We start from the raw sequence: 12,820 nt of genomic DNA, 5'->3' as shown, positions 1-12,820 counted from the left end.
TCTATCTTACCTTACACACTTATCAATAAATTTGGCTATCTCGCTTCACAAAAGATATATCATTATGTATACAATATATACAAATATTTACAACCAATTCTGATGGCGGAGCAAAACCCAATGAAAAAATCGATGCTTGGAAAGTGTTTGACTAGCACACTAGCAGGAGTTTTAACGTTTGCTGTGAGTGGATGTGGCAGCGTAGCAAACTCATCAATAGATCAACGCCTCACCTCCCAAGAGATTGCGGATTTGACAATGAAGTGGTGGCCAGGCGACTACAGCAATGCCGAGCAAATCAGTTTTTTAAAAGAAGATGGTGCGCCAATCTGGAATGAAGGACAACATGAAGATGGTCAGACCTTTGGCGGCCACTTACCAGTGACTTCTTACTATCGCACAATTGACATTCCTGCATTCGGAGAAAAAGTTTTATATCTCGAAGAATTCACATTCAACGACAATCCTTATCGTCAACGATTATACACAATCAAAGTGGATCAAGAAGACAAGGTCCGAGTCAAACTTTGGTATTTTCCCGATAAAACAACTTATGCCAACGCTTGGAAACACCTATCAGAAGTTTCCAAACTGACACCAGATGACATGTCTCCATTACCTGATAGTTGTGATCTCATCGTTCATCAACAAGATGACAATCGGTTGCATATGATGATGCCTAAAGACCAATGCAAATTTGGAAAAAATATATTTGACTATCAAGTCAGCTTAAGTGCTGAAGATTTCTGGTTCCGTGACAGAATTGTTGATGCTGAAACAATGGAGATCACAATGACCGCTGGAGGTTTCACTTATCACAAACTCGACAAAGTAGTGAATTAAGTTTCCAGCGAGAGAAAATACAAAATCGCAACCAAAGTATCCCTTAAGGCGGGGTCCAAATTCAACGTGGACCCCGCCTTTATATATTCCAAGCAACTTTAAAGCTGTTCCGTCCTCCAATATCCCCCCCTCCTCCTCTTCATTGAACAACCTTGACGCCTAACAAATGATAGAAGGATGTAATGATTGTACTTTCGAGCAAGAGAGAATTCCTGTTCACGAAATTTAAATTGACACTTTTGTCATTTTGACATAATTGTCATCGCATGAATTCGTCAACTACAAAAACCCGCTCGGAAATAGGCAATCTGAAAAGAGAGCAAACACAACAACTGCTTATCGCAGCGGCGATGAAGTGTTTTGCGCGTATTGGAGTTGCCACAACAAAAACGAATGACATATGTAAAGCGGCCTCTGTATCGAGAGGAACTTTCTACAATTACTTCACCGACATGGATGACCTAATCATTTCGGTTTTTCAAAAAATCCATGATGATGTTGATGTGTTAATTCACAATCCAGCGAAGGATATTCCAAGGGGCCCGGAATGCTTAGCCGTAACTATCCGTTGGTTCTTTCAAAAAGCACATGACGATAAGATTTTGGGGAAGCTTTTTTTGTATGCCAACGAGTTCCACAATAAAGAAAAGTTCGAAGCTGTTTTCAAAAACAAACTAGAAGAAGACATCAAAGCAGCTCAGAAACGAGGCTTTTTCGACAAGGACGACATCGATGTTGAGATAGCTACTGATGTTATCAAAGGCATCACATATCGCGGAATACAATCCATAGTACAAGGGACAAAATCGCCATCCGATGCTCCATTGTATGTGAAGAGAATGTTTATGGCCCTGGGAATGAACAGCGCCCAACTTTCTAATCTATCAAGTTATATTTCTCACAACCAAAACATGATTTAGGACCGCAAAATGTTAAACAGATTATTTTTAAGTGGGTTAATATTGGTCCTGTTGTCCGCATGCGGGAAGCAAGAAGCCTCCTCTGATCCAACTATAAAAATACGCCCTGCAAAACTCGTTACAGTCAGTCAGGCAAGTTCATCTAGGTCTTTGAGCTTTCCTGCTATTGTCGAAGCTGAGGAAGCGGCAGAACTTACATTTCAAGTGGGAGGTAAAATAGTTGTTCTAGATGTATTGGAAGGTGATGAAGTTAACAAAGGTCAGATCATCGCACGTGTGGAAGAACGCGATTTTCAAAACTCACTCTCACAAGCTCAAGCCCAATTCGACAATGCAGAAACAGAATATCAACGCGCGGTTAGATTAGCTGAACAAGATGCAGTTTCTCGAAGTGTGTTGGAAACACGCAAAACAAATCGTGATGTAGCAAAAGCCGCGTTAGACACAGCAAGAAAAGCTTCAAATAATACAATACTCAGAGCCCCGTTCTCAGGGTATATTTCTAAAGTACATGTAGAACGTCATCAAAACATACAAGCCGGCTCACCAATCGCAAATATCCAGAGCAAAGAAGTTGTAGCATCAATCAATGTGCCTGCAGACCTAGTCGCCCGCACCCCTCAATTCACACCAATCAACACACGAGTTGTCCTGGATGCTGCCTTAAACGACTCGTTTCCTGCCGTTTTCAAAGAAGCCGCCGGCCAAGCAGACCCCGCTTCACAAACATATAGTGTGAGTTTTCGTTTTTCATCTCCAGATAACCTTGCGGTGCTTCCGGGAATGACGGGAAAAATTACAACAGACTTTGAATTCAACAACACATCCGACATTGTTCCATCAGGCATCGCCATTCCGATTTCCTCCGTCATTGCGGAAGGAGACAATCTCTTTGTATGGCGCGTTGATCAAAACACTATGAAAATTTCCAAAACTACTATTTCCACCGGTATAGGCATGCAGAAAGAGGAAGTCATTGTCTTAAACGGTTTAAACAGTGGTGACGTTATCGTAGCTGCAGGTGGATCATTTCTCCATGACGGCATGACCGTACGCGCATGGGAAGCTAAGTAAGGCACAAACCATGACGCTAACTGAATTTTCAATTAAGAACCCGCTCATATGCGCCATAGCTATTATTTTGTCTCTCGTTGGCGGATGGATGGCTTACAACGAAATGCCACGGTTTGAAGACCCTGAATTTACCATTCGGGTTGCCAAGGTGTACACCCAATACCCTGGAGCTAGCCCAACGGAAGTTCTCAATGAGGTGACTGAAGTCTTAGAAACGGCAATACAACAGTTACCAGAGGTCAAAACAGTTTCTTCAGAGTCATCCACAAACTTATCAGAAATCACCGTAGAGATTAAGTTTTCCGCCTCTCCCACCAGAGGTGAACTCCAACTTGTATGGACAAAGCTAAGAAACAAAATCGCTGACACCAAAGCCAGTCTACCTCCCGGCGCTGGTCAGGTCATAGTCAATGATGATTTCGGTGATGTGTATGGCTTGTATTACCTTTTAACTGGTGAAGGTTTCACTCCCCCCGAGCTTCTATCTTACGCAAAAGAACTGCGACGAGATCTATTGGAAGTAAAAGGTGTTGGAAAAGTTGCTCTAATCGGAGAGCAAGATGAAGCAATCTATGTAGAAATCTCACGCGACAAGACAGCGGCACTCGGAGTTTCCCTCAACAATATCTACAATACTCTGTCTCAACAAAACACAGTTTCGTCTGCAGGCAATGTTAAAATCGCGGATGAACGGATTAGTATCCAGCCAACAGGTGGTTTAACAACAGTAGACGCCATTCGGTCATTGCTAATAATTGACCCAACCAGTGGAAGCACCATGCGACTTGGCGACGTGGCAAATGTCGTCAGAGGCTATGAAGACCCTGTCACTAAAATTATTCGATTCAACGGTGTCCCCGCCATTGGAATTGGTGTGGCCAACATTTCAGGTGTGAACGTAGTTCAAATGGGTGAAGACATCGATGAAAAATTGGCTTCGATAGATCATATGCGTCCCGCAGGTATAGAGCTGCATGAATACTATCATCAAGGAAAAGTCGTCGACAATGCGATCAATAATTTTGCCCTAAATGTACTTTCATCACTAGCTATCGTATTTGTTACGCTTTTGATTTTCATGGGTTTCCGCTCTGGCATAATTATGGGGGCCACTGTGTTAATTACAATGTCGGCTACCCTTCTCATAATGTGGGGCAGTGGCATTCCAATGCACCGTATTTCTTTAGGTGCTTTGGTTGTTTCATTGGGAATGCTGGTCGACAATGGAGTCGTTATCACAGACGGGATATTAGTCGGCATAAAAGAAGGAAAGAAAAAGCTCGATGTCGCAATAGATGTCGCCAAGAGCAATATGAAGCCATTAATCGGAGGCACGCTAGTCGGGATGATAGCTTTTGCCCCAATCGGATTTGCTCCCGGAGATACTGCCGAGTTCACAAATTCACTGTTTTGGGTTGTTGCGATTGCTCTTGGGCTTAGCTGGTTTTTTGCATTCACGATTACTCCCCTGTTCTGTTATTGGTTGTTCCCAGAAATGACGAGTAGTGAAGAAGAAAATGCCCCCAAACCAAATCGGTTTATGACGTTCTATGAGACGATCATACGCTCTATTCTTCAGAGAAAAACGATCACGCTGCTTTCTGTTGTAAGTATTTTTGGTTTGTCGATCTGGGGCTTTCAATTTGTAAAAAGCGGTTTTTTTCCTGCTTCAACGTCCCCACAAATCGTGGTTGACTATCAACTTCCTGAAGGAACGGACATTAGTTCAACAACGCAGGATATGGTTAGACTGGAAGCTTATGCCAAAGGTCTTGAGGGCGTAACAGATGTGCAAACCTTAATTGGTGGGTCAACTTTACGATACATGTTGGTATATGAATCTGGCGCAGAGAACTCTTCCACAGGACAACTTTTAATAAAGATCGATGACTATCGCAAAAGCGATACTCTAATTCCAATTTTACAGAATTATATTGATGAAAACTTCCCGTTAGGTCTTGGAAAAGCTTGGAAATTTCGAATGGGTCCAGGTGGAGGCTCAAAAATTGAAGCTGTCTTTTCCGGTCCAGATGCAAAGACTCTAAGAAATCTAGCAAATGATGCGAAGGCCATCATGTCTGCTGATGATGGAGCAGTTTTGATTAAGGATGATTGGAAAAGAGCGATTAGCTATATCGAACCTATATACTCTCAGAGTAAGGGCGAACGTGTAGGCATTTCTCGAAAAGAGTTTTCTGACGCTCTGCAGACGAATTACTCAGGTCAACAGCGCACTGTTTTCCGTGATGGTGACAAGCTAATACCAGTTATTTTCAGAGCCCCTGCAGATGAAAAAGCCAACCCTTGGGATATGGCAACGATCCAAATTTTAAGTCCTACGACAAATGAAACCGTTCCTCTTGGACAATTACTCGACGGTGTTCACGTAAAATGGAGAAATGGTCGATTGCTTCGTGAAGACAGGGTTTTAACGATCAGAGCACAATCAGACCCGGCACCCGGAGTTTTGGCCGCGGACTTGTTCAACCGTCTCAAGCCACAAATTGAAGCAATCCCACTACCAGATGGCTATTCACTGAGTTGGGATGGCGAATTTGGAAGTTCGGCAGAAGCTCAATCTAGTCTAGCATCAACAATCCCACTTGGCCTGTTGGCTATGGTTTTGGTCGTCATAATTTTGTTCAATCGCCTGCGACAACCAATCATAATATGGGCAATCGTTCCCTTAGCGCTGATAGGCGTTGTAATTGGGCTCGTCGCCACTGGAACTCCATTGGAATTTATGGGTTTGTTGGGCCTACTAGCTCTGTCCGGACTTCTGATTCAAAACTCCCTTGTTTTGGTAGACAATACTGATGCCCTAATAAAACAAGGCATTCCAAGATTTGACGCTTTGATACAATCTGCATCCAGTCGCCTAAGACCAGTCCTTATGGGAGCGTTCACTACAGTATTAGGCATTATACCTTTGTATTTTGATGCGTTTTTCAAGTCCATGACGGTCGTTCTGGCGTTTGGACTTAGCTTTGCGACACTGATCACGCTGTTGGTAACGCCTGTTTTATATGCTCTCTTTTTCCGAATTGATAAATCTGAGGTCGCGCAATGAACTCCCGCAACTATGCCTACCTTTCTTTAGCCTTAGTCACAGTTTCGGGCTGTTCCACCCTTCCCGCTCTAAAAAACGGAACGTCGGACGAGGCCATTTCAAGTGCTTTGTCTTCAAGCGTCACTCAAGTGCCCGAGAAATGGAGTTCGAAACATACGAACAGCGAAAATGTTCAAATTGGGTGGGTTGATGCCTTAGAAGATAAGACTTTATCAAAATTGGTGAGAGAAGCTCAACAGAATAATCAAGACCTACAAAAAGCCGCTGCAAATGTTGAGCGGTCCTGGGCTTTAGCACGTCAGGCTGGTGTACCTTTGCTCCCAAGCGTTGGGCTCAGTGGTGGAGCAGACAGAACCTTTTTTTCAAACAAATCTCAACAAGACATAGCTAGCTTTGACTGGGGCATTCAAGCGACCTGGGAAGCTGACATTTGGGGCAGAATAAAAGCAGGGCAAAAAGCAGCAGCCTCCAATGCACTGACATCTGAAGCAGACTTCCTCTTTGCACAATACTCCATCGCTGCGGCAGTTGCTGATGCTTACTTTATCGGCTTAGAAGCTAAGCTTCAGGCAGAGGTGGCCCGAAACAACCTCACAACGCTTTCCGAGACGGACCGCATTGTCAATATTCAATACAATGAAGGGTTAGCGATGGCGCAAGATGTTGCGCTTTCAGCTTCTGATGTGGCCGCAACAAAAGCTTCTCTCCTTTTAGCTGAGGGTGCACGCCGAGACGCTGTAAGAGCACTACAAGTACTCATCGGGAGATATCCTGACGCTGATCTAGAATTGGAGGAAGCTTTGCCAGAAGTGCCCCAACTTCCTCCTGTCGGCCTTCCTTCAGAATTGCTCGAACGCCGACCGGATATAATAGCAGCAGGACAGGCTCTTAAAGCCGCAACTTACTCATTGGATCTGGCCAAAGTCGCCAGACTTCCAAGTTTTAATCTTACCGCTTCTTCTGGCAGCACTTCAAACGAACTGCGTAACTTGTTTGATGTCGACCAAATCATATCTGGGATAGCTGGTGATATCGCCTACCTGCTTTTTGATAACGGGTTCAGTAAAGCTCACATTGATCAAGCAAAATCAGAGTATGAAATTGCATTGATTGACTATGCTCAAACTGCTCTTTCCGCATTTGAAGAAGTAGAAACCAACCTCGACCAATTTGAAGTTGTTCGAAAACGTACAGAAGCACTCTCAGAATCAGCAGACCAGGCTAACCGCGCGCTGGATGTAGCAAGAAAAAGATACCGTGAAGGCGAAACTGACCTCATCGACGTTTTGACAATTCAACAACGCGTATTTTCCGCAGAAAGCAACAAAGTTTCAGCTGAAAAACAACGCATCGATGAATGGATTGATCTTAATCTGGCGCTGGGCGGTAGTTGGAAGAAGTCCCCTCAATAAATCTCCCCCTCGAACTTGTATCGCATGTTTAGGCGTATTAATTATAGTCCATAGACTGTTTTCAGGGGGGAGTACTTCCTTTTAAGATAAATGTTCAAGATGTGCCCAAACGCAAAAACCACCCGTTAAGGTGGTTGGTTGTATGTATTTGATATTGTTAGGAAAGATTGGGTGCGGGGGGGGGTGGATTTGAACCAACGACCTTCAGGTTATGAGTTTGATGATTGGGCTTTTTTAGTTTCTACCTTCAGCTCCCCACAAATACCATACCCAATTGTTATTGTTGACTTTTACATCATTTTTGATCGTATTGAGTTCTCGTGATTTCCTGTCGCGTTGTAACCCATTTGTAACCCAACCTGAATTTTGATTGATCGAGTATGTCGGCCGAAAAATCAAAATCAGAATAAAAGAAAGTTGATGGAATGAAACTCACTATACGGTCAGTTGATCTTCTGGTACCTCAATCCATTGACAAAGATAATTATGATGATGCTCTTAAAAACTTCGGCATTCGAATGAGAAAATCTGGCGGAAAATCCTACTTTGTGATGTCACGCTCCAAAGGGCGTATGCGACGAATTACAATTGGCCAACTTGGCCCCATCACAACTGAAAGACGCACGCAAACAAGCAAAATCTACTCTACACAACTTAACTTCAGGAAAAGATCCAACGGAAGATCAAACGAAAGCATGTCATGGCGGAACAGTAAAAAAACTGTGCGAACGTTTCTTGATTAAATATGTCCCTCAACATCTTAAACAGAGCACAGCTTCAGAATATAGACGTTCTATAGATTTGTTCATTTTACCAAAGCTTGGAAGGCTGATTGTCAAAGACGTTAGCCGTCAAGATATCATTGCTATTCATCATGAAATGATGACAAACACCTTATCAAGCTAATCGGACGTTGGGAGTATTATCAATTCTATTTTCTCAAGCCGAAGCCCGGGGCTTAAGAGACGAGTTTAGTAACCCATGTCGAGGCATCAAAAAGTTCAAAGAAGAAAAACGGGAACGTTTTTTATCACAAGCCGAGCAGCCACAAAGATTGGGTAAAGCACTCAGTGTGGAAAATCCCCTCGCCCCATCTGCTGTTGCCTGCATAAAATTACTCATTCTCACTGGATGTCGATTAGGAGAAATACAACAACTGAAATGGGCTCATGTTGATCTTGATCGACAATTACTCTTACTGCCAGATTCCAAGAAGGCCAAAAACATATATCTTGGAACTTCAGCGGTTGAATTGCCCAACTCACTCTCCCGCGAGCTGGATAACCCTTTTGTCATTACAGGCTAAAAGCAAAGACAATCTCTCACTGATCTCCAAAAACCATGGAGACACATTAGAAAGACCGCCAATTTGGAAGATGTCCGCATTCATGATTTAAGATACACCTACGCATCCACTGTGATTGCCAATGAAGAAAACTTACCAATGATTGGCAAACTACTTGGACACTATCAACCGCAAACAACTGCTCGCTATGCACATCTTGCAAATGATCAGACTATAGCCCACAGCCAACAATATTTCAAAGAAATTGGCTGAGGCTATCTATTAAAGTTACAACATCTTTTCTCTATTGAGCGTGTCATAAGTATCTTGCGCTTTGAATGTATTTGTAGCTTCAGGGTGTGATGGATCAACGATTTGAATGATGGCTTTAAGACCTGGCTTGACCATGTCCTTGAGACTTCCTTCGAGGTTACGATCAAATCGAGAAGCCACAATGTCAGAATAACTTCCAATCCAGACTTCATCAGAAATCATAACGCCGCCATCTGCTTTATTGCGGTCAAACAATTGCACAACAGCAAAATTCTCTTTGCCTGCTCTTAAGGTCGCGTCCGCAGCTCGTGCCAACAATCGAAGCTCAAGGGAATCTGCATCCGTATGAACGCCGCCCCAAGATTCAACAATAAACTGCCCCTTACCCACATCTTGAACGGAAGTATGACGCAATAGCTTGTTGTAAGCACGTTGTTCTATTTGGGCTTGAGTTGGGGTTGCGCACCCTGCACTCACAGCTAAACCTAACAGCATGAGAGCACAACCAATCGTTTTAATGTGCTGTCTCACCACTCTCATCCTTTGACGCAAGAGAATATGTTTCAACCATTCGAACTCCGTCTGGTCCAGTCTTATGGAATTTAAAAGGCTTACCTTTAAAAATGTGCTCGGAGAAATCTTTCATCATTTCATCTTGCCCACCAAATGGAGCAATCAGCTCAATCAGCCAGGCGCGATCACCACCCTTCCATTCATCTGGACGTAATTTATAACCACCATCCATCAGACGTTTCTCAGTCTCTTCAGAAACATTTGCCCATAATGCTACACCTGCAGGATGATTTGGTCCGTTGAAGATGCGGAATTGCTCTAGCAATACGGCAGGCATGACAAACCACTCCAAATCCCCAATGAATAACTGCTTGTGAATAGGTGACTGGGTAAGCAACCATGTCACTTCCCCCAAAACCTGTGATACAGTCTTCTTAGGTGCAGGCTCCGCATTCATCTGCGCACCCATATCATTCCCACTCATATATCTACTCTTTTCATATTACGCATTTGACTCGGCAACTCTTTATTACCGAGTCCATTTTTCACGCTTTGGTATTAATTAAACAAAGAACGAATTCCAAATCCACTCTTCTTATTCATTTTTGCAACAGCAATGTCAGCACTATTGTCTTGATCCAAATCGCGTTTTCTAACAGCAGGTACGCCTGATGAACCTTTAAATGAAGCCATCGCCTGCATTAAGCGTTGCTTCTCTGCAAGTTCGCCCGCTTGCCGCTCGGTAGGCGTTGGCTGTGCATTGGTCTCAACACCGATATCTTGCTTTTCAGCATCAAGCTTCGCCAATCGTTCACCTAATGCAGGTGTTGACCGAACATCATCAGATCTTTGACCAAATTTCCACCACTTACGTTTTGGTGTATTTGTTGAAAGAGCACTTTCACCAATATCAGTTAATTGAAGATCATTTTGAACAATTGAAGGCATTCCTTCTTTAATTTCAGGCGCGATCTTATCCAATCTGTTTATGTTGGACATGTGTGACCGTTCAATTGGATTTGAACCATCTTCAGCTGACAACATAGACTCTGGTGATACAGAAGCAGAAGCAACTCCGGAGGTCTCTCCTGAATTTGGTACTAGCTCTTCAGCGCGACGTTGTGCCTCTAGCATTGCTTCCAAACGCGCTTGAATGTCATCATTTGCATTAATCGAGTTATTACGACGTTCTCTCTCTAAAGCTTGTTCAATTTCACTTCCAGAGAAGCCTCGTAGTTCAACATCACCAAACAAACCAGTCGTACCATCATTCCACTCAAAGACTGCCTGCCCAAATACGCGGTTTGACAATGGGCTATCCTGATAGCCTAAACTCTCATCAGCTGTCAGGCTGATACGTGCGATGCCAGCTTCAAAGAGTGACTTCAATTCACCTTCATCGCTGATCGCATTGTAATTGTAATCTTGCCAAATTTGGAATTGGTCAAACTGAGCATCATCTGCATCAAACCAGCCATCATTATTCGTATCATAGGCTACCAAGCCTTCAAGGTCTGTTTGAGCCCCCTCAAGATCTTGCACAAATGAAATTTCGGACACAGGATCAATATTGCCATCACCATTACGGTCTAACGCCAATAAACCATCACCTGAACCAATCCACCCCAAACGATCTTCAGCACCATTTCCATTCATATCTCGAATAATTGGAGACTGGCCTGGATCAATAAGATCTAACCCATTTCCATCAAGATCAAAGACAAGAGGTTTAACGCCAAATGTTGGCGTTAACGGGTCATCATCACTGAATGTAAGATAATCTGGAATTGATAACTCATCATTATAATCAACATAGCGCACCAAATCCTGCAAAGGAATATCTTGCCCCCAGATAGAATCTGACGAAATCGTTTGAAGTTCAGCAAGATCTTCGATATCACCTGAGTGATTACTAGCTGATTGAGCAACCCCAAAAGCTCCATCTGAAGTCCAACTAAATGTTGACCATTCTGGAGAAACGGCCCCCTCTACGTAACCACTGACGTGTGCAAGTTCTCCACGCAATGCCACATCGTAGATTGTCCGGTCTACGCCATCTGTCGTAATGAGAGATGCTTCATTTAATACAATACTATCCGCGTAACCATCCGTACTTTCATTGACAGAAGTCAAAGCTAATCGGATGCCTGAAATTCCCATTTCTTCTAATGAGGCAAGCTCACTTCCACGACCGATACCATTTTGATTCACATCACGCCATACTTGGAAGAGCGCCCATGAATCATCTTGCGCATCAAACACGCCATCAAAATTGGTATCATAGGCACGCAATCCTTCGAGGTCAGTTTTTGCCCCTTCGAGATCATTTACAAATGAAATCTCTGATAATTTATTGATTATGCCATCGCCATCACGATCAAGTACTAACATGCCATCTTTAGCACTAATCCACCCCATTCTCATAAGTGGACCACCCGTATCGCTTTCAAAAACGATACGAGACTGCGTTACACTGACCAAGTCAGCACCGTCTCCACCTAGATCGATTAAGATAGGATATTGGAACCCACCAGTAGTAATATTACCTTCAATTGGTGTGTTTAGATATTCTGGAACGGGCTCCTGTGTTGTCCCTGTGATAAGATCAACCAAATTAGCATCATCTTGTTCACCATAGAACCATATTCCTTCAACATTGACCAAAGCATCTTGTTCGCCAGTGTGAATATTTCTAGCGACGACAACACCATTTGAATGTTCAATGAATTCATAATCTTCACGAACACCATCGAGGTTTACACGGTCCCACCCTGAACCACCATCTAATCGGTCGTTTCCACGTCCACCTTCAATGATATCATTGCCGCCATACCCATAAATGGTTTCCGCATTATGCGTCCCAACGATTGATATTTCTTGATCATCGCCTTCAGTTCCCTGAGCTAAACCAAAATAACGGTATTTCCCATACTGAGAGCCATCACCAGTAAAACGCAATGCATTAATGTTTCTAACTCGATCATAGGTGCCGCTAGCGATGTGAAGTACAATCCCCTCGTTTTTAACTTCATCATATGAAAAGAGGTAATCTTCTTCCGTACCAGCAAATTCAACACTGTTCCAACCATCGCCACCATCATACAATTGACTACCGCTCTGATCGATCCAATGATCTCCTCCACTCGTTCCGTTGATTGGAATATAACTTGTCGGTTCTTCTGGCAATTCCGGCTCTGACGTATCACCTCGCCCTGTAACGGTTACGGTTGCTATGGCTGTATCTGTGCCACCATTTCCATCAGAAACAGTATAGTTGAACGTATCTGTTGTCGTCTGACCCTCAGCTAAATCAAACTGACCATTCGGATCATAAACAACATTGCCATCACTATCTAAGGCTACACTAGCACCATTTGTACTTACAGAATCTACGCCTGTGATACTCAACGTATCACCAACATCATCATCT

At 43.3% G+C, this 12,820-nt stretch carries 9 protein-coding genes and 1 pseudogene; 7 read left to right on the top strand and 3 right to left on the bottom strand.

Annotated features, from left to right (window positions below):
• The first annotated feature begins 120 nt into the window (after positions 1–120).
• The 7 genes and pseudogenes from F551_RS0100045 to F551_RS17575 all read left to right on the top strand — a co-directional run bounded on the left by F551_RS0100045 (position 121) and on the right by F551_RS17575 (position 8,877).
• A complete protein-coding gene (locus F551_RS0100045) occupies positions 121–843 on the top strand; it encodes a chromophore lyase CpcT/CpeT (RefSeq protein WP_169334109.1) in 723 nt (240 codons plus the stop codon).
• 266 nt (positions 844–1,109) lie between these two features.
• Positions 1,110–1,763 carry a TetR/AcrR family transcriptional regulator gene (locus F551_RS16980; protein WP_018995414.1) on the top strand — a complete coding sequence of 218 codons (654 nt, stop codon included), beginning with the start codon at positions 1,110–1,112 and terminating at the stop codon, positions 1,761–1,763.
• A gap of 9 nt (positions 1,764–1,772) precedes the next feature.
• Positions 1,773–2,837 (top strand): efflux RND transporter periplasmic adaptor subunit, encoded by a 1,065-nt coding sequence (locus tag F551_RS0100035; protein WP_018995413.1) that lies wholly within the window; start codon positions 1,773–1,775, stop codon positions 2,835–2,837.
• Between the two features lie 10 nt (positions 2,838–2,847).
• On the top strand, positions 2,848–5,907 hold the full coding sequence (locus tag F551_RS0100030; protein ID WP_018995412.1) for an efflux RND transporter permease subunit: 3,060 nt from the start codon (positions 2,848–2,850) through the stop codon (positions 5,905–5,907).
• Entirely contained in the window at positions 5,904–7,319 is a 1,416-nt protein-coding gene (locus F551_RS0100025; protein ID WP_018995411.1) for an efflux transporter outer membrane subunit, read from the top strand. Before F551_RS0100030 ends, F551_RS0100025 begins: the two co-directional genes overlap by 4 nt.
• 588 nt (positions 7,320–7,907) lie before the next feature.
• Positions 7,908–8,225 (top strand): tyrosine-type recombinase/integrase, encoded by a 318-nt coding sequence (locus tag F551_RS16975; protein WP_018995410.1) that lies wholly within the window; start codon positions 7,908–7,910, stop codon positions 8,223–8,225.
• A 166-nt stretch (positions 8,226–8,391) separates the two neighbouring features.
• Positions 8,392–8,877: pseudogene (locus tag F551_RS17575) on the top strand (site-specific integrase).
• 15 nt (positions 8,878–8,892) lie between these two features.
• Here the strand turns inward: F551_RS17575 and F551_RS0100015 are convergent.
• The 3 genes from F551_RS0100015 to F551_RS15945 form a co-directional block, all read right to left on the bottom strand.
• Entirely contained in the window at positions 8,893–9,408 is a 516-nt protein-coding gene (locus tag F551_RS0100015) for a hypothetical protein (RefSeq protein WP_155825664.1), read from the bottom strand.
• Positions 9,392–9,874, bottom strand: coding sequence for a toxin-activating lysine-acyltransferase (locus tag F551_RS0100010; RefSeq protein WP_018995406.1), 483 nt, complete (start codon positions 9,872–9,874; stop codon positions 9,392–9,394). Before F551_RS0100010 ends, F551_RS0100015 begins: the two co-directional genes overlap by 17 nt.
• 74 nt (positions 9,875–9,948) lie before the next feature.
• The coding region (locus F551_RS15945) for an Ig-like domain-containing protein (RefSeq protein WP_033404349.1) at positions 9,949–12,820 on the bottom strand (2,872 nt) is incomplete at its 5' end.

The organism is Hirschia maritima DSM 19733 (assembly GCF_000378345.1).
Classification (GTDB): Bacteria; Pseudomonadota; Alphaproteobacteria; order Caulobacterales; family Hyphomonadaceae; genus Hirschia; species Hirschia maritima.
The sequence above is the reverse complement of the archived record's forward strand: the minus strand, read 5'-3'. Positions and strand labels throughout refer to the sequence as shown.